This is a genomic window from Comamonas aquatica, from assembly GCF_018064205.1.
Classification (GTDB): domain Bacteria; phylum Pseudomonadota; class Gammaproteobacteria; order Burkholderiales; family Burkholderiaceae_C; genus Comamonas; species Comamonas aquatica.
Genome location: NZ_CP072916.1, coordinates 2367668 through 2384282, shown reverse-complemented (window position 1 = coordinate 2384282; position 16615 = coordinate 2367668). Strand labels below are relative to the sequence as shown.

At 66.9% G+C, this 16615-nt stretch carries 17 protein-coding genes; 6 read left to right on the top strand and 11 right to left on the bottom strand.

From position 1 onward, the window contains the following. Positions 1–104 precede the first annotated feature (104 nt). The 4 genes from KAQ61_RS11295 to KAQ61_RS11280 form a co-directional block, all read right to left on the bottom strand. Positions 105–1466: an amino acid permease gene (locus tag KAQ61_RS11295; RefSeq protein WP_042414037.1), complete on the bottom strand. Its 1362-nt coding sequence runs from the start codon at positions 1464–1466 to the stop codon at positions 105–107. A gap of 104 nt (positions 1467–1570) precedes the next feature. Continuing rightward, the gene (locus KAQ61_RS11290; RefSeq protein WP_210929221.1) at positions 1571–2365 is read right to left on the bottom strand and encodes an AraC family transcriptional regulator; all 795 of its coding nucleotides are present in this window, start codon (positions 2363–2365) and stop codon (positions 1571–1573) included. A gap of 8 nt (positions 2366–2373) precedes the next feature. Beyond that, a complete protein-coding gene (locus KAQ61_RS11285) occupies positions 2374–3009 on the bottom strand; it encodes a LysE family translocator (protein WP_244982874.1) in 636 nt (211 codons plus the stop codon). Positions 3010–3287: 278 nt separating this feature from the next. Next, complete coding sequence (locus tag KAQ61_RS11280; RefSeq protein ID WP_210929220.1) at positions 3288–3608, bottom strand: YkgJ family cysteine cluster protein; 321 nt, start codon at positions 3606–3608, stop codon at positions 3288–3290. A gap of 170 nt (positions 3609–3778) precedes the next feature. Between KAQ61_RS11280 and KAQ61_RS11275 the strand changes: the two genes are divergently transcribed. The 3 genes from KAQ61_RS11275 to KAQ61_RS11265 are packed head-to-tail and all read left to right on the top strand — an operon-like array spanning position 3779 to position 6251. Beyond that, the gene (locus tag KAQ61_RS11275; protein WP_042414031.1) at positions 3779–4102 is read left to right on the top strand and encodes a FeoA family protein; all 324 of its coding nucleotides are present in this window, start codon (positions 3779–3781) and stop codon (positions 4100–4102) included. Next, positions 4099–6033: a ferrous iron transporter B gene (feoB, locus tag KAQ61_RS11270; RefSeq protein WP_210929219.1), complete on the top strand. Its 1935-nt coding sequence runs from the start codon at positions 4099–4101 to the stop codon at positions 6031–6033. The genes KAQ61_RS11275 and feoB overlap by 4 nt, the downstream gene beginning before the upstream one ends. A 17-nt stretch (positions 6034–6050) precedes the next feature. Beyond that, entirely contained in the window at positions 6051–6251 is a 201-nt protein-coding gene (locus KAQ61_RS11265) for a hypothetical protein (protein ID WP_210929218.1), read from the top strand. Between the two features lie 115 nt (positions 6252–6366). Here KAQ61_RS11265 and KAQ61_RS11260 read toward each other — a convergent pair whose 3' ends face one another. From KAQ61_RS11260 to KAQ61_RS11245, 4 genes are all read right to left on the bottom strand, one after another. Further along, positions 6367–6717, bottom strand: a complete 351-nt coding sequence (locus KAQ61_RS11260) for a YkgJ family cysteine cluster protein (RefSeq protein WP_043384469.1) — start codon at positions 6715–6717, stop codon at positions 6367–6369. Positions 6718–6881: 164 nt separating this feature from the next. Continuing rightward, on the bottom strand, positions 6882–7208 hold the full coding sequence (locus tag KAQ61_RS11255; RefSeq protein WP_156781670.1) for a hypothetical protein: 327 nt from the start codon (positions 7206–7208) through the stop codon (positions 6882–6884). Positions 7209–7220: 12 nt separating this feature from the next. Further along, a complete protein-coding gene (gene argF, locus KAQ61_RS11250) occupies positions 7221–8144 on the bottom strand; it encodes an ornithine carbamoyltransferase (protein ID WP_042414024.1) in 924 nt (307 codons plus the stop codon). A 16-nt stretch (positions 8145–8160) separates the two neighbouring features. Continuing rightward, positions 8161–9357 carry an aspartate aminotransferase family protein gene (locus KAQ61_RS11245; protein ID WP_042414020.1) on the bottom strand — a complete coding sequence of 399 codons (1197 nt, stop codon included), beginning with the start codon at positions 9355–9357 and terminating at the stop codon, positions 8161–8163. Positions 9358–9592: 235 nt separating this feature from the next. Between KAQ61_RS11245 and KAQ61_RS11240 the strand changes: the two genes are divergently transcribed. After that, positions 9593–9919, top strand: coding sequence for a DUF3579 domain-containing protein (locus tag KAQ61_RS11240; RefSeq protein WP_154164736.1), 327 nt, complete (start codon positions 9593–9595; stop codon positions 9917–9919). A gap of 82 nt (positions 9920–10001) precedes the next feature. On the opposite strand, the gene KAQ61_RS11235 is transcribed toward KAQ61_RS11240, so the two are convergent. The 3 genes from KAQ61_RS11235 to rpsT all read right to left on the bottom strand — a co-directional run bounded on the left by KAQ61_RS11235 (position 10002) and on the right by rpsT (position 13816). Further along, positions 10002–11378 carry an MATE family efflux transporter gene (locus KAQ61_RS11235; RefSeq protein ID WP_210929217.1) on the bottom strand — a complete coding sequence of 459 codons (1377 nt, stop codon included), beginning with the start codon at positions 11376–11378 and terminating at the stop codon, positions 10002–10004. 104 nt (positions 11379–11482) lie between these two features. After that, positions 11483–13186, bottom strand: coding sequence for a malate dehydrogenase (quinone) (mqo, locus tag KAQ61_RS11230; protein ID WP_042414011.1), 1704 nt, complete (start codon positions 13184–13186; stop codon positions 11483–11485). Between the two features lie 336 nt (positions 13187–13522). Then, a complete protein-coding gene (gene rpsT, locus KAQ61_RS11225) occupies positions 13523–13816 on the bottom strand; it encodes a 30S ribosomal protein S20 (protein ID WP_042414209.1) in 294 nt (97 codons plus the stop codon). A gap of 242 nt (positions 13817–14058) precedes the next feature. On the opposite strand from rpsT, the gene murJ reads away from it, so the two are divergent. Both murJ and KAQ61_RS11215 read left to right on the top strand, forming a co-directional pair. Beyond that, positions 14059–15621, top strand: coding sequence for a murein biosynthesis integral membrane protein MurJ (murJ, locus tag KAQ61_RS11220; protein ID WP_043384482.1), 1563 nt, complete (start codon positions 14059–14061; stop codon positions 15619–15621). Between the two features lie 57 nt (positions 15622–15678). Next, positions 15679–16527 (top strand): SirB1 family protein, encoded by an 849-nt coding sequence (locus KAQ61_RS11215; protein WP_210929216.1) that lies wholly within the window; start codon positions 15679–15681, stop codon positions 16525–16527. The last annotated feature ends 88 nt before the right edge of the window (positions 16528–16615 follow it).

Sequence of the window (16615 nt, the reverse complement as noted above, 5' to 3'; positions counted from 1 at the left end):
ATCTACCCCTCGGGCTGCTGCAGCACCTGCGCGGCCGTCCGGGCGTGCGGGCTGCCGTGTGACTGTGCCCAGCGCCGCGCAGCGGGCGGGGCAGGTCGCAGGCTTCAGCGGCGGTGCAGGCGCCAGTAGACCAGGGTCAGCACCAGCAGCCAGGGCAGGCCGAAGACCAGGGTCAGGCGGAAGGCGGGCGTGAACAAGGTGGTCAACAGCACGGCGCCCATCAGGGTGGCGCCCAGCAGCGTCAGCCAGGGGAAGCCCCACATGCGGAACGGCACGCGGTCGGCGCCTTCGCGGTCGCGGCGGCGGCGGAAGGCCAGGTGGGTGACGAACACCATGAACCACGCAAACATGGCGCCGAACATGGCGATCGACATCATCCACATGAAGGATTGCTCGGGCCAGAAGGCGTTGATCACCATGGCCACGGCGGCGCCCAGGCTGGACACCAGGATGGCGGCTACGGGCACGCCGCTGGCGTTGGTCTGGCCGAAGCGGGCGGGTGCATGACCGGCGCGCGCCAGGCTGAACATCATGCGCGAGGTGGTGTAGAGCTGGCTGTTCATGGCCGACAGGGCCGCCACCAGCACCACGAAGTTCAGCACCCCGGCGGCGTAGGGGATGTCGATGATCTCCATCACGCGCACAAAGGGGCTGGTCTGGGTGGCGGCTTCGGTCCAGGGCACGATGGCCAGCATCAGCGCCAGGGTCAGCAGGTAGAACAGCACCAGGCGCAGCACGGTGGTCTTCATGGCGCGCTGCACGGCCTGCTGGGGGTGCTGGGCCTCGCCGGCGGCCACGGCAATCGCTTCAACGCCCAGGTAGCTGAACATGGCCACGATCACGCCCAGCCACATGCCCCACAGGCCCTTGGCCCAGAAGCCGCCGCCCAACTGGTAGTTCTCCAGCCCGATGCCGGGAATTCGCGCCCCGAAGACCACGTAGCTGCCGATCAGCACAAAGGCCACGATGGCGGCGACCTTGATGGCCGAGAACAGGTACTCGGCCGCGCCATAGACCTTCACGCTGCGCAGGTTGATGCCGATCAGCAGGGCCGAGAACACGCCCACCCAGATCCACTGCGGCACCTGCGGGAACCAGTAGGCCATGTAGATGCCGACGGCGGTGACCTCCATGCCCACGGCCAGCACCAGCGCGGCCCAGTAGGCATAGCGCACCACAAAGCCGGCCAGCGGGCCCAGGTAGTACTCGGCATAGGCGCCGAACGAGCCCGAGGTGGGGTGGGCCACGGTCATCTCGCCCAGACAGCCGATCAGCAGCAGGGCGATGAAGGCGCCGATGGCATAGCTGACCAGCACGGCCGGGCCGGCAAAGCCGATGGCGAAGGCACTGCCCATGAACAGACCGGTGCCCACGGCGCCACCGATGGCGATCATCACCATCTGCGCGCTGGTCAGGTGTTGTTGCAAGCCGGTTTCGCGGCGTTGGATGTCGTGGAAATCGGCCATGCGCCAGCTCCGTCCTGTGTTCAAGCAAAGCCTGCAAGTATCGGCGTTATCGCGCCTGGCGATGGTGCTGCTCGCGGATTTCCGCAGTAGGCACTGGGGGTGCGTCAATGCGCCTGGGGTTGGGCGTAGCGCCCCGGCGTCAGCGCGTGGTGCGCCTTGAAGCTGCGCTGCAGGTGGGCCTGGTCGGCAAAGCCCATGGCATGGGCGGCATCGGCCAGCGCCACGCCCTGGGCCAGCAGGTGGCGCGCGCCATTCAGGCGCAGGTTCAAGCGGTAGGCGCCGGGTGTCACCCCGGTGGCGGCCTTGAAGTGGCGGATGAAGCGCGAGGGGCTCATGCCACCGGCAGCGGCCAGGTCTTGCACGCTGGGGGCCGCGTCCGGGTGCTGGTGCAGGCACTGCAGGGCCTGCTGCACCGCCGGTTCCCCCATCGCCGGCGCCGGGCCGGGGTGGGCATGGCACAGCTGGTCGGCGTGCAGCCATTGCAGCAGCTGCGTAGTCCAGCCCGCAGCGTCGCCTGCGACCAGGGCCTGGCACAACCGCTGCAAGGTGGCGGTGCTGGCGGCGCTGCGCAGGTGGCGTTGTACAAACTGCAGGCCGTCCACGCCCAGTTGGTCGTGCAGCCACCCGGCCTGCACATACAGCATCCGGTAGGACCAGCGCGTGGGCTGCGCCGGGTTGCAGGCGTGCCAGATGCCGGGCTCGATCAGCACCACATCCCCCGGGGCCAGGGCCTGTGGCCCCTGCGGGTGCTGGAACAGGGCCGTGCCGGCGTCGATCAGGCCGAACGAATACTCGGCATGCATGTGCAGCCGGTAGCAGTGGGGCGACTGGCGGCTGGTGCGCAGTTCGGCCCAGGGCAGGGCCGGGTGGCGGTGGAACTGGTGCACGGGCGCGGTCATGGGCACCATCATGCCAGCATACCCAGCACGCTGACCACCAGCAGCACCGCCAGCGCGCGGTGCAGCCATTGCTGGCGCTGCGGCGTGCGCAGCCACTGCGTGAGCACGCGGCCCAGCACCGCCCAGCAGCCCACGCCCACCAGACAGGCGAGCAGGGAGATGGCGCACAGGGCCAGCAGGGCGCCGGACCCGGACGCCGATGCGGGCAGGGCGAACACGCCGACGGCCGACAGGGCAAACAGCCAGGCCTTGGGGTTCAAGGTCTGGATCGCGACCCCCTGGACAAACGACGGCCACAGCGCGGGGGCATGGTGCCCCGCAGCAGGGCCGGGGTAGTCGACCGGAGCCCGCGCCAGCTTCCAGGCCAGCCACAGCAGGTAGGCGGCGCACAGGGCTTGGGCGGCGCCGGCCCAGCGTGGCAGCGCCTGCGTCAGCTGGCTGGCAAACAGGCCCATGCCCGCGACGATCAGCGCATAGCTGAGGCTGGCACCGAGTACATACAGCAGCGCCGCCAGGCGCAGGCCCTGGCTGCCGTGGCGCAATGCCAGCACGTTGACCGGTCCGGGGGTGATGGCGCCCACCAGGGCAAAGCTGGCCATGGCCAGCAGCGTGGGCAACAGGGGGAGGGTGGATGGCAGGTTCACAGCCCGGCACTGTGCCGGGGTGTGGTGGCCGTGTATTGAACGCAATTGCGCCGGGCGGGGTGTTACAGGTCGCCCGCGTTGTCGCTCAGGGTCTGTTCCATGCACAGCACGGCCACCAGCAAGCCACCGACGATGAGTCCACTGGCAATCAGCATCCACAAGGTGAACATGGCAGCCTCCGCTGGGGAGTGGGCGATGTGGGCAGTGTGCGCCTGCCGCGTGTCCCTTGTCTGCGCGTGGCCTGCCTGAGGTGGTGCAGGCCAGGAGATTACATAGTCTTACAGTAATCTGCGCTCCAGCGTCGGCAGGCCATGGCGCAGGCGCACACGGTTGCAGGCATCGGAGCCGGCGGCGAATTCTCGGCAGGGCGAGGGGCGCCACTCGTAGATGCCGCAGGCGGCCTGCTCCCCGACCTTGCCAGTCAGCGCGGCGCAACGCGGCCGGGCATGGTCGGTGCCGCGCATGCGGCAGGTGAAGTCGGTGACCGCATCGATCAGGCCGCGCGGCACGCGCCCGCCGTTCTCTTCGGATTCGTAGACCGAAAAATCGACACGGAACGAGGCGCAGCAAGCGCCGCAGGACAGGCAGGGGTGGGTCATGGGCGCGTCAGAAGGCCGGGAGCTGCGCATTGTCTCCGGGAAATGCGGTGCCCTACAGGGCGCCGGGGCAATCGGGGCAAAGTCCCTTGGCGGAAGTCTGGTTCATACCGCGGACTTGGACGGCGGGGGTGTCAGAAAGACAATAAGAATCAAAATCAATTAAAACTCGTATGCACACTTCTTCTTCGGCAGCACCGGCACCGGTGGCTGCGTCTGCGCGCCCGGGTGGTTCTGCCGCCCTGGTCAGTCTGGATTCTCTGGCCTTGCGGGTGCCTGCCCGTGTGGTGGACTGGGCCCCGGCCACCACCGAGCACGAGCAAGGCCTGCTGCTGCGCCTGATGGAAATCGGCTTTCTGCCTGGAGAGTCGGTGCGCGTGGTGTCCGCCGGCTTCCCTGGGGCCGATCCCTTGGCAGTGCGCATCGGGCAGGCCACATTTGCCCTGCGTCGCCATGAGGCGTCGATGGTGCTGGTACAGCCGGAGGCCAACGCATGAACGCGCGTGAATCGACGGTGCACCTGGGGCGTGCCGCCACGCCCAGCGAAGCAGCCCCCCTGCGCGCTGCGCTGCTGGGCAACCCCAACTGCGGCAAGACCGCCTTGTTCAACCTGCTGACGGGCGCGCGCCAGAAAGTGGCGAACTACGCCGGCGTGACCGTGGAGCGCAAGGAGGGCTGGCTGACCACGCCCGGCAAGCGCCGCGTGCGCCTGCTGGACCTGCCGGGCACCTACAGCCTGGATGCCCACAGCGAGGACGAACGCATCACCCGCGACATCGTCACCGGCGAACATGCCCGCGAGGCCCCGCCCGAGCTGCTGGTCTGCGTGACCGATGCCACCCACCTGCGGCTGAACCTGCGCCTGGTGCTGGAAGCCCGCGCGCTGGGGCTGCCCATGCTGCTGGTGCTGAACATGAGCGACATGGCGCGGCGCCAGGGGCTGCAGATCGACACGGCCCAGCTCAGCGCCCTGCTGGGTGTGCCGGTGGTCGAGAGCGTGGGCGTGCACCAGGCGGGGGCCCGGGACCTGCTGGCCTGGCTGGACAGCGAGGCCGCGCACCGCCTGCAGCCGCCGGTGGCGGACCCCCGCTTTCCCATCGAGGTGGGGCGCAACACGCGCGAGCAGTTGCTGGCCCTGCACCAGCAGGTGGCCCAGATCATGCAGGCGACGGTGCAGGAGCCGGCGCAGCCAACCCAGCGCGATGACCGCATCGATGCCGTGGTGCTGCACCCGCTGTGGGGCACGCTGCTGCTGCTGGTGACCCTGTTCCTGATCTTCCAGGCCGTGTTCAGCTGGGCCGAGCCCCTGATGGACGGCATCGAAGGCAGCGTGGCCTTTGCGGGCGAGTGGCTGTCGGGCGCCATGCCGGAAGGGGTGCTGCGCAGCCTGCTGGTGGATGGCGTGATTGCCGGCACGGGCTCGGTGCTGGTGTTCCTGCCGCAGATCCTGATTCTGTTCTTCTTCATCCTGGTGCTCGAGGACTCGGGCTACCTGCCGCGCGCGGCGTTCCTGCTGGACCGCATCATGGGCACGGTGGGGCTGTCCGGGCGCTCCTTCATCCCCTTGCTGTCCAGCTTTGCGTGTGCGGTGCCGGGCATCATGGCCACGCGCTCCATCCCCAGCTGGCGCGACCGCCTGCTGACCATCATGATCGCGCCGCTGATGACCTGCTCGGCGCGCCTGCCGGTGTATGCGCTGCTGATTGCGGCCTTCATCCCGGACCAGACGGTGGCCGGCGTGCTCAACCTGCAGGGGCTGGTGCTGTTTGCGCTGTACATCGGCGGCATCCTCAGCGCCATGGCCGTGGCCTGGGTGGCCAAGCTGGGGCGCAGCAACCTGGCCCGCACCCCGCTGCTGATGGAGCTGCCGGCCTACCGCTGGCCCAGCGTGCGCAGCCTGGTCATCGGCCTGTACGAGCGCGCCATGATCTTCCTGCGCCGCGTGGGCGGCATCATCCTGACGGTCAGCATCGTGCTGTGGTTCCTGGCCAGCTACCCCGGGGCGCCCGAGGGCATCACCGAAGGGGCGATCCGCTACAGCTACGCCGGCCAGATCGGCCACTGGCTGGAGATGGTGCTGTCGCCCATCGGCTTCAACTGGCAGATTGCGATCGCCCTGGTGCCGGCCATGGCGGCGCGCGAAGTCGCGGTCAGCGCACTGGGCACGGTCTATGCCCTGTCGGCCACCGGCGATGATGTGGCCGAGCAGCTGGGCACGCTGATTGCACACAGCTGGTCGCTGGCCACGGCCCTGTCGGTGCTGGTGTGGTTCGTGTTTGCGCCGCACTGCATTTCCACGCTGGCCATGGTCAAGCGCGAGACCAACGGTTGGCGCTACCCGCTGATCATGGCGGGCTATCTGTTCGGTTTGGCCTATCTGGCCAGTTTTGTGACCTACCGCATCGCCGTGGCGCTGGGTTGGGGTTGAACGAAAGGAGCGCGGGTATGTGGCAAGAATGGATCGTGGGCGTGGTCGTGGCGTTGGCCGCGGTGTCCCTGCTGTGGCGTTACCTGCCGCGGCGCTGGCGCCAGCAAGCCGGACGCTGGGTGCCGGCCCTGGCCCCGGTGGCCAGCAAATCGGCGGGCTGCGGGGGCTGCAGCGGCTGCGAGGGGGAGTGTTGTGCCCCGGCGGTGAAAAAGCCCTGAGGCAGGCGCCGGCCAGTGGCCGGTGGTGACCTGCCCAGCCCACCGAAGGCCTGGGGTGCTGTCAGCGCCCCAGGCCTTGCTTGTTTGTGCACGGCGCAGTCGGGGCGCTGGTGGCTCAGACCGCTTCCTGCCAGCGTGTGATCTCGTCCTCGGTCAGGGGCGGCAGGTCGAACTTGGCGCGGGTGTCGTGGCAGCCATACGAGGCGAACGGAAAGTCCCGGCAGGGGCGCGAGCGCTGTTCGTAGATCGTGCAGCCGATGCAGTCATTGCCCAGGTCCCCCAGGGCCACGCAGCGCACGGGGTGGCGCTCTGTGCCGTTCATGCGGGCGCGGTTGCCGTTCACTTCGTGGGCCAGGTGGTCGGGCACGGTGCCGCCCATGGATTGCAGCTCGTAGATGGAAAACTCGACGCGGTAGTTCTGGCAGCAGACGCCGCACTTCAGGCAGGGGTGGATGGCTTCGGACATGGTGGGGAAGCGGGGGCTCGGGGTGTTCTTCGATAGGCAGGCAATGGGCAAGGGCGCACGGCACGGGGTACCCCTGCGCAGGCGGGCGGTGTTGCGGCAAGCAAGACACAGGCCCGCCCACGGCAGGCGCAAGGCGTGCAGTGGGCGAAATGGGCAACGAGGCCCTAGGTGTGACCGAGGAGGTAGCGCGGCGTCTTCAGCAGGTGGCTGCAGGCGATGGCGTGCAGGGCACTGCGGCGGCGGGACATGCGGCGCAGATCCAGGCTGCGGCTGCCGCTGACGGAGCAGGAGAAGGGTTGTTGCGCCCGCAGCCGCATCACGGTGCTGCGGGGCTTGAATAAAAAAAGAGCTGCCAGCGCTGATCCTGCTTGGCTTTTCACACGAAAGATGTGTGAAAGCTTTTGCAGGCGCGCGCAAGCAGCTCCTGTTTTGGTGAGTGGCGTGCAGAATCTGTTCAGAGCATGCATCACTTCACTCACCGGGTGGGCCATGGGCGTGCGGCGTCAGCCGGGCTGCTGGCCCAGCAGCAGGTACTCCATGAGCGCCTTTTGCACGTGCATGCGGTTTTCGGCTTCATCCCAGACCACGGACTGCGGCCCGTCGATGACATCGGCTTCCACCTCTTCGCCGCGGTGGGCGGGCAGGCAGTGCATGAACAGGGCTTGCGGCTGGGCGGCGGCCATCATCTCGGCATCCACGCACCAGTCGGCAAACGCCTTGCGGCGCTCTTCGTTCTCGGCCTCGTAGCCCATGCTGGTCCACACGTCGGTGGTGACCAGGTCGGCGCCCTGGCAGGCGGCAAGCGGATCCTTGAACACCTTGTAGCAGCCGGGGTTGACGGGCTTGCCGTTGAAGGCCAGTTGCTCGTCCACCTCGTAGCCGCCGGGCGTGCTGACATGGACGGTGAAGCCCAGCAGGTCGGCCGCCTGCAGCCAGGTGTTGGCCATGTTGTTGCCATCGCCCACCCAGGCCACCACCTTGCCCTGGATGGGGCCGCGGTGCTCAATGAAGGTGAAGATGTCGGCCAGGATCTGGCAGGGGTGGAACTCGTTGGTCAGGCCGTTGATCACGGGCACGCGCGAGTGGGCGGCGAAGCGCTCGATCTTGTCCTGGCCGAAGGTGCGGATCATCACCAGGTCGGTCATGCGGCTGATGACGCGGGCGCTGTCCTCGATGGGTTCGGCGCGGCCCAGCTGGCTGTCGCCCGTGGTCAGGTGGACCACGGAGCCGCCCAGCTGGTACATGCCGGCCTCGAAGCTGACGCGCGTGCGCGTGCTGGCCTTCTCGAAGATCATGGCCAGCGTGCGGTCGCTGAGCGTGTGGTGCTTTTCGTAGTTCTTGAACTTCTTCTTGATCAGCGCCGCGCGCGCCAGCAGGTAGGCATACTCGTCGGCGGTGAAGTCACTGAATTGCAGGTAATGCTTCATGCGGGATTCCTTGGGTTCAGGCGGCCAGCAGGGCTTGGACCAGGGGCTTGAGCTTGGTGACGATCTCGTCGGCCTCGGCCTGGCTCAGGATCAGCGGCGGCACGATGCGGATCACGGTGTCCGAGGTCACGCTGATCAGCAGGCCGGCTTCGGCCGCTTCGCCGATCAACTGGCCGCAGGGCTTGGTCAGCTCCACACCAATCATCAGGCCCTGGCCGCGCACTTCGACAAAGCCTTCCAGGCTGCTCAGGGCGGCGTGCAGCTGGGCCTTCAGGTAGTTCCCCACCTCGGTGGCGTGGGCCAGCAGGCCGTCCTCTTCCATGATGCGGATGGTTTCCACACCGGCGCGCATGGCCAGCGGGTTGCCGCCGAAGGTGGAGCCGTGGTTGCCCGCCTTGAGCACTTCAGCCGCCTTGTTGTGCGCCACCACGGCGCCGATGGGCACGCCCGAGCCCAGGCCCTTGGCCAGGGTCATCACGTCCGGCACGATGCCGGCCCACTGGTGGGCAAACCACTTGCCGGTGCGGCCCATGCCGGCCTGCACCTCGTCCATGATCAGCAGCCAGCCCTTGGCGTCGCACAGCGCGCGCACCTGCTTCAGGTACTCGGCGCGCATGGGATGCAGACCGCCTTCGCCCTGGATGGGCTCCATCATCACGGCGACGATGTTGGGGTTGCCTTCGGTGGCTTCCACCAGCGCCTGGTAGTCGTTTGGGGCCACGCGGGTGAAGCCCTCCAGCAGCGCGCCAAAGCCATTGCGCACCTTGGGGTTGGCCGTGGCGGACATGGTGGCGATGGAGCGGCCGTGGAAGGCGTGGTCATAGACCACGATCTCGGGCTTGGCAATGCCCTGGTCCACGCCGTACTTGCGGGCGATCTTGATCGCGGCCTCGTTGGCTTCCAGGCCGGTGCTGCAGAAGAACACATTGGTCATGCCCGCGCGGTCGGTCAGCAGCTTGGCCAGGGTTTCCTGGCCGGGCACGTGGTAGTAGTTGCTGGTGTGGATCAGCTTGGCGATCTGGTCCTGCAGGGCCGGCACCAGCTTGGGGTGGTTGTGGCCCAGGGTGTTGACGGCGATGCCGCCCAGTGCGTCCAGGTATTCCTTGCCGTTCACATCCCACACGCGGCAGCCTCGGCCTCGCTCCAGCGCGATCGGTACGCGGCCGTAGGTGGGCATAACGTGGGGCGAGGCAGCCTCAATGTGAGCGGTCATGAATACATCTCCTGACATGGCAGTCGTGGCACAACTTTTGCGAGCTTTCGCAAAAGACAAACGTTGATTCTAGGGCCCTGCAAGTAGTGCCGCGTGGACTGTTTCCATATTTGGAAAACTGCAGGGTTGGCAATTCCGTGCGTCACGCCCATGTCTTGTATAAGAGTTAGAATCGCACCGTCGGTGTTCAGGCGGTGATCCCGTGGCGCACCTTTTCTTACGCAGATGTATCTTGATGGTTTCCCCAAGCTCCAAAGAATTGTTCATCCAAGGCCTGACCTTGGAGGGAAAAACCTTTCGTCCCAGTGACTGGGCCGAGCGTTTGGCGGGGGTGATGAGCCAGTTTCGTCCCGGTGGCGCCCAGCGCGGCAGCCACCTGGGCTATTCGCCATGGTGCACCCCCACCACCATGAATGGCGTCAAGTGCATCGTCGTCCACCGCGACCTGCAGGCCCATGAGCCCATGGCCTGGGATTTCGTGCTGAATTTCGCCCGGGACAACCACCTGCAGGTGGTCGAGGCCTGTCTGATCCCCGACGAGGCGCCCGGTCGCAAGGGCTGATCGTGGTGGGAGGGGCGTTGGCCCCGTGCATATGAAGGCTTCCGAAGGGAAGCTTTTTTGTTTCTGCGGCCAGTGGGCGGCCTCAAGGCACTGGCGGTGCGCTGCCCAGCAGGCGGGTCTGGCGCCAGTGGCCCCAGCGGTAGTAGGCCAGGGACAGCAGCAGGGACGCCAGGGCGCTGAGCGGGAAGCTCCACCACAGCGCCTCCAGCCCCCACAGTGGCTGCAGCCCCCAGGCCAGGGGCAGGCGCACGCCCCACAGGGCCACGGCCAGGATGGCCAGCGGCACCAGCACCGCACCCGTGGCGCGCACCACGCCGGCCAGCACGCCGCTGATGCCCAGCAGCACGAACGAGCCCAGCACGATGCGGTTGAGGTGCCGCGCCGGCTCCAGGGCGGCACTGCCATCGGGCAGGAACAGGGCTAGCACCGGGCGGTCAAAGGCCAGGACCAGGGCCACGCAGGCCCCGGTCAGCAGCAGGTGGCAGGCAATCCCGGCACGCGCCGTGCTCGCCACGCGCGGCCAGTGGCCGGCGCCCACGTTCTGCGCGGCGATGGTGGTGCAGGCCGAGGCCACGGCAATCGCCGGCATCTGCACATAGGTCCACAACTGCAGGGCCGCGCTGTAGGCGGCCAAGGCCTGGGCGCCGTGGGCGTTGACCAGGCCCAGCATCAGCACCAGGGACAGCGCCACCAGCAGCATCTGCAGGCCCATGGGCAGGCCCTTGGTGACCAGGCAGCGCACCAGCGCGGGATCGGGCAGCAGGCGGTGGCCCTGGCGCCAGCCATGCCACAGCGGCACGCGCCGCCAGCGCAGCCAGGCCAGCAGCCCTGCCAGGCCCAGGCTGTTGGCCACCAGGGTGGCCAGGGCCGAACCGGCCATGCCCCAGGCGGGCAGCGGGCCGGCGCCGAAGATGAGCAGGGGATTGAGCGCAGCATCGCCCAGGGCCACGGCCAGCAGGGCGATGAAGGGCGTGCGGCTGTCCCCCGTGCCGCGCAGCACGGCGGCGACAAAGATCAGCAACAGCATGGGGGGCAGCGCCAGAAAGAGCACCCGCAGGTAGTCCACGGCCAGGGCGGCAGTGGCGGGCTCGGCGCCCATGGCGCGCAGCAGCGGGGCTGCCAGCGGCCAGCCCAGGGCGGCCATCAGCAGGGCTGCGCCCAGAAACAGGCTGGCGCTGGTGCCCGTGGTGCGCCGCGCCAGCGCCCAGTCGCCCGCGCCCACGGCCTGGGCGACCAGCAGGTTGGTGGCCTGGCTGATGCCGAAGACCAGGGCGATCAGCACGAACAGCAGGTTGTTGGCGTGCACCGCCGCCGACAGTGCGGCCTCGCCCAGGTGGCGACCGATCCAGAAGGCGTTGACTGAGGTGTTGAGCGACTGCAGCACATAGCCGCCCCACAGGGGCAGGGCAAAACGCAGCAGGGCGCGGCCGATCGGGCCGTGGGTCAGCAGGCGGGACATGGCAAAGCGGGAAGCCGGTGGCGTCCGTCACCCCAAGAAAAAACCCCGCGCGACAGCGGTCGGCGGGGTGGCACCGGCAGGGCCGGTGTGTGGGGTGGCGGCAATCAGAGTGCCTGCATTTCCTTGTTCAGCTGCGTGGGGTGCTGGGCAGCAGCCGGAGCGGCAGGGGCAGCCACTGGTGCCTCTGCCTTCTGGCCCACGGTCAGTGGCACGTCCAGGTAGGGCAGCTTCAGGGCCGAGCTGGTCATGCGGCGGATCTCGTTGGTGTAGGCCGCGTCTTCGTTGATCTTGCGGCCATACGAGGGCACGATCTGCTGGATGTGGGCCTTCCACTCGGCGCTGGCCATCTGCTCGGGGAAGGATTTCTTGAGCAGGTTCAGCATGATGTGGGGGGCGGTCGAGGCGCCGGGCGAAGCACCCAGCAGGGCGGCGATGCTGCCGTCTTCGGAGCCTACGATTTCGGTGCCGAACTGCAGCACGGCGCCCTTTTCGGGGTCACGCTTGATGATCTGCACGCGCTGGCCGGCAGTGATCAGCTTCCAGTCCTCGCGCTTGGCGTGCGGGAAGTACTGCTGCAGCACCTGCTGGCGGTCTTCGTCAGTCAGCTCTGCCTGTTGCAGCAGGTACTGCACCAGGTCCAGGTTGTGGATGCCCACGCGCAGCATGCCCATCAGGTTGTCGTGGTTGACCGAGGAGAACAGGTCCCACCAGGAGCCGTTCTTGAGGAATTTGGTCGTGGCCAGGGCGAAGGGGCCAAACAGCACCACGGGCTTGCCGTCGAGCTGGCGGGCGTCCAGGTGGGGCACGGACATCGGGGGCGAACCGGTGGAGGCAATGCCATAGGCCTTGACGTCGTGGCGGGTGGTCAGTTCGGGGTTCTCGATGGCCAGGAATTGGCCGCCCACGGGGAAGCCTGCGTAGTTCTTGGACTCAGGGATGCCCGAGGCCTGCAGCAGCTTGAGCGCGGCGCCACCGGCACCCACGAACACGAACTTGGCCTTGACGGTCTTTTCCTGGCGATTGTTGGCCAGGTCGGCCACGGTCACGTTCCAAGTCTTGTCGGCGTTCTGGCGCAGGGCGGTCACTTCGCTTTGCAGGTGCAGCTGGAAGTTGTCCGTCTTCTGCAGCGAGGCCATCAACTGCTGGGTCCAGGCGCCGTGGTTCACGTCGGTGCCCAGGGGCATGTAGGTGGCGGCGATCTTCTGGGCCGGGTCGCGGCCTTCGATCATCAGCGGGGCCCACTGCTTGATCTTGGCGTGGTCCTCGGAATACTCCATGCCATAGAACAGGGGGTGCTGCACCATGGCTTGCTGGCGCTTCTTCAGGAATTCGATGTTGTCGTCACCCCAGACAAAGCTCATGTGGGCCGTGGGGTTCACGAAGGTCTCGGGCGACTGCAGGTGGCCGCGGCCGACCTGGTGGGCCCAGAACTGGCGCGTCACCTCGAACTGTTCGGCAATGCCCACGGCACGCTTGGTCTCCACGCTGCCGTCGGGTAACTGGGGGGTGTAGTTCAGTTCGGCAAAACCCGAGTGGCCCGTGCCGGCGTTGTTCCAGCCGTTCGAGCTTTCCAGGGCCACGCCGTCCAGGCGTTCGAAGACCTCGATCTTCCAGTTGGGTTGCAGCTCCTGCAGGTAGGTGGCCAGCGTGGCGCTCATGGCGCCGGCACCCACCATCACCACATCGACGGGTTGCTCGTTCTCGGGCTTGGGCACTGAGCGGGGGAACAGCGGCCAGGATAAAAACAACAGTGCGGCCAGGACCAGGGTCGAGACGAACCCCAGTCCTATTTGGATGGATCTTTTCATGATTTTTAGAGGCTGAGCGACTAAAAAAGCCTGCGCACAGGGGGCAGGCTTTGGCGATGGGAGAGAAGGCGTGCTGCTATAGGTCCTATAGAAGACACAAGACTTTTCAGCCTCGGATTATCAAGGAATGATCAAAATTTGATGCTAATCAATTAGTACTAGTACCTATGTGGTAGATGGTTGCGGCGTTGTGCATGGCATGCGTGGTGCAGCCGAGGGGCATGTATCGGGCGCGGAAACAAAAAAACCGCCGTGAGGCGGTTGTTTTGTTTCGCTGGCAGCGCACCCGAAGCAAACGGCGGAAGGCTATGCCTTCCGGGCGATGCCTAAGGTTAATTAGGCGGCAGTGGCCAGGGCCTTGACCTTGGCGGACAGACGGCTCTTGTCGCGAGCGGCCTTGTTCTTGTGGAAGATGCCCTTGTCGGCGATCGAGTCGACCACAGCTTGCATCTTTGCAAACAGTTCGGTGGCCTTCACCTTGTCGCCGGCCAGCACGGCCTTCTCGACATTCTTCACCACGGTGCGGTACTTCGAACGCAGCGAAGTGTTGGCTGCGTTCAGCTTGACGTTCTGGCGTGCGCGCTTGCGGCCGGAGGCCAGGCGGGGGTTCTTTTTGGCTTTGGTTGCCATGATGTATTCCTTGTGTTGTCTGGGGATGATGCCAACGAAGCCCGCGATTATAGCAATGCTTGGGCGCTTGTGCAGGATGGCTGCTTGACCGGAAATGGTGCGCCATATTTCAACTTGGTGCACTTGCGCACCAAGTTGGGTTGAAAGCGGTGTGGCGGGCTGCAGGCCAGCGCCGCGCGGCTGTTGCAAGTTTGTGTGCCCTGCCACACTTTGTCGCGGGTGGGCGTGGCTACACTGGGCGGGTGTCGTTATTCAAAGCCGCCTCCACTGTTTCGTTGCTGACTCTGGCCTCGCGGGTCACGGGTCTGGTCCGTGACCTCATCATGGCCTCCATGTTCGGCGCCAATGCGCTGACCGATGCCTTCAACGTTGCCTTCCGCATTCCCAACCTGTTTCGCCGCCTGTTTGCCGAGGGGGCATTCAGCCAGGCTTTCATTCCGGTGCTGGCAACCACCAAGACCCAGGATGGGGAGGAGCGCACGCGCGCCCTGGTGGCGAATGTGGCCACGGTGCTGTTCTGGGTGCTGCTGCTGACCTGCGTGGTCGGTGTGGCCGGGGCCCCGGTGCTGGTGTGGCTGCTGGCCAGCGGGCTGGATGGTAGCCACGCGCACGAGGCCGCGGTGCTGATGACGCGCTGGATGTTCCCGTACATCGGCTTCATGTCGCTGGTGGCGCTGTGCGCCGGTGTGCTCAACACCTGGAAGCAGTTTGCCGTGCCGGCGGCCACGCCGGTGCTGCTCAATGTCTGCATGATCGCGGCGGCGGTGCTGCTTGCCCCCTGGATGGGGCGCCAGGGCCTGGAGCCCATTTATGCCATGGCGGCGGGGGTGATGCTGGGCGGTGTGCTGCAGCTGGCGGTGCAGCTGCCCGTGCTGAAAAAACTGGGCTTGCTGCCACGCATCGGTCTGTCGCCGGTGGCCGTGCGTGCAGCCTGGAGCGATGGTGGGGTGCGCCGCATCCTGGCGCTGATGGCACCGGCCCTGCTGGGGGTGGGTGTGGCCCAGGTCAGCCTGATGATCAATACGCAGATCGCGTCCTACCTCACCCCGGGCAGTGTGACCTGGCTGTTCTATGCCGACCGTTTGATGGAATTTCCCACAGCGCTGCTGGGGGTGGCGCTGGGCGTGGTGCTGACGCCGCAGCTGGCCTCGGCCAAGGCAGCGGGTGATGCGCAGCGCTACTCCGGCATGCTGGATTGGGGCCTGCGCCTGGTGGTGCTGCTGGCGGTGCCATCGGCCGTGGCCCTGCTGACCTTTGCCGAACCGCTGGTGGCCACGCTGTTCCACCGCGGCGCGCTGCAGGGCAGCGATGTGTCGCAGATTGCCGTGGCGCTGGTCGGCTACGGGGCCGGCCTGCTGGGGCTGGTGGCCATCAAGGTGCTGGCACCGGGCTACTTTGCCAGCCAGGACATGCGCACGCCGGTCAAGATCGCTATGGCGGTGCTGGTGCTGACGCAGGTGCTGAATGTGGTACTGGTGCCATGGTTGGCCCATGCGGGCTTGGCGCTGTCGATCGGTTTGGCGGCGCTGGTGAACGCGCTGTGGCTGCTGATCGGGCTGCTGCGCCGTGGCGCCTACCAGCCGGGTCCGGGCTGGGTCAAGTATGGGCTGCAGGTGCTGGCGGCCTCCGCCTTGCTGGGGGCCTTTTTGCTGTGGGGCCAAGGGCATTGGAACTGGCAGGCGCTGGGTGCGCACGAGTGGCAGCGCGCAGGCCTGATGGCGCTGATGCTGGGCGGTGCGGGCATGGTGTACTTCGGGGTGCTGCTGGCGACCGGCTTGCGCGTGCGCACCCTGCTGCGCCGCTGAGGCGGGCGGTGCAACTGCCGTGGGTGAGGCTTTGCAAATCGCGCTAGAGTGCGGCCCATGTCGCTGAACTTTGAAGCCCCCAGTGCCCTGGAGCATTTCCGCTGCCTGGTGCGTGAGGACCTGGATTTGCCGCTGCTGGAGGCCGCGGCCAGTCTGGCGCTGGATGCCGAGCCGGCGCTGGACCTGCAGGATGTGCTGTTCCAGGTCGACAGTCTGGCCGCCCGCTTGCGGTCCGCGTTGCCGCAGGGCGCCAGTGCGCTGCAGCGCACCGTGGTGCTGAACGAGTTCTTCTACGACAAGCTGGGCTTTGGCGTGAACGCCAACGATTTTGCCGACCCGGCCAACAGCTTTGTGCACCGCGTGCTGGCCACGCGCAAGGGCATCCCGATCTCCCTGGCCGTGCTGTGGCTGGAGCTGGCCGCCGCCATCGGCCTGAAGGCGCAGGGCATTTCCTTCCCCGGGCATTTCCTGATCAAGGTGCACGTGGACGAGGGTCTGATCATCCAGGATCCGTTGACGGGCCGTGGCCTGACCCAGGACGCCCTGCAGGAGCGGCTGGAGCCTTTTCGCGAAGGTTGGGGGCTGGCGCAGGACGAGATGGCGCCGCTGCACCTGTTCCTGGTGCCGGCCAGCAGCCGTGAAATTCTGGAACGCATGCTGCGCAACCTGCAGACCATCCATGCCCATGCCGAGGAGGCGCCGCAACTGCTGGCGGTGCTGCACCGGCTGATCGTGCTGCGCCCGCAGGAATACAGCCACTACCGAGACCGGGGGCTGGTGCTGGCGCAGCTGGGCCAGCGGGACGCGGCCTTGCAGGACCTGCAGACCTATGTGCGCCATGCCCCGGCGCCGCACGATCTGCCGCTGATCGAGGCGCGCATCGAGCTGTTGCGGGCCGAGCCCTGAACGCCTGTCAGGCGGGCGTGGTTCCACGCTTGGCGCCGCAGGAATAAAAAACAGAGCGTCCAGCGCTCTGTTTTTCTATGTTTCGATG

Coding starts and splice junctions, on each gene's coding strand:
- KAQ61_RS11280 (WP_210929220.1), bottom strand. CDS start 3,608: ATGACCCACCCCTGCCTGTCCTGCGGCGCTTGCTGCGCCTCGTTCCGT.
- KAQ61_RS11295 (WP_042414037.1), bottom strand. CDS start 1,466: ATGGCCGATTTCCACGACATCCAACGCCGCGAAACCGGCTTGCAACAA.
- mqo (WP_042414011.1), bottom strand. CDS start 13,186: ATGAAAAGATCCATCCAAATAGGACTGGGGTTCGTCTCGACCCTGGTC.
- KAQ61_RS11245 (WP_042414020.1), bottom strand. CDS start 9,357: ATGACCGCTCACATTGAGGCTGCCTCGCCCCACGTTATGCCCACCTAC.
- KAQ61_RS11275 (WP_042414031.1), top strand. CDS start 3,779: ATGCACACTTCTTCTTCGGCAGCACCGGCACCGGTGGCTGCGTCTGCG.
- KAQ61_RS11255 (WP_156781670.1), bottom strand. CDS start 7,208: ATGGCCCACCCGGTGAGTGAAGTGATGCATGCTCTGAACAGATTCTGC.
- feoB (WP_210929219.1), top strand. CDS start 4,099: ATGAACGCGCGTGAATCGACGGTGCACCTGGGGCGTGCCGCCACGCCC.
- KAQ61_RS11235 (WP_210929217.1), bottom strand. CDS start 11,378: ATGTCCCGCCTGCTGACCCACGGCCCGATCGGCCGCGCCCTGCTGCGT.
- KAQ61_RS11260 (WP_043384469.1), bottom strand. CDS start 6,717: ATGTCCGAAGCCATCCACCCCTGCCTGAAGTGCGGCGTCTGCTGCCAG.
- KAQ61_RS11215 (WP_210929216.1), top strand. CDS start 15,679: ATGTCGCTGAACTTTGAAGCCCCCAGTGCCCTGGAGCATTTCCGCTGC.
- KAQ61_RS11265 (WP_210929218.1), top strand. CDS start 6,051: ATGTGGCAAGAATGGATCGTGGGCGTGGTCGTGGCGTTGGCCGCGGTG.
- KAQ61_RS11290 (WP_210929221.1), bottom strand. CDS start 2,365: ATGACCGCGCCCGTGCACCAGTTCCACCGCCACCCGGCCCTGCCCTGG.
- KAQ61_RS11240 (WP_154164736.1), top strand. CDS start 9,593: ATGGTTTCCCCAAGCTCCAAAGAATTGTTCATCCAAGGCCTGACCTTG.
- rpsT (WP_042414209.1), bottom strand. CDS start 13,816: ATGGCAACCAAAGCCAAAAAGAACCCCCGCCTGGCCTCCGGCCGCAAG.
- argF (WP_042414024.1), bottom strand. CDS start 8,144: ATGAAGCATTACCTGCAATTCAGTGACTTCACCGCCGACGAGTATGCC.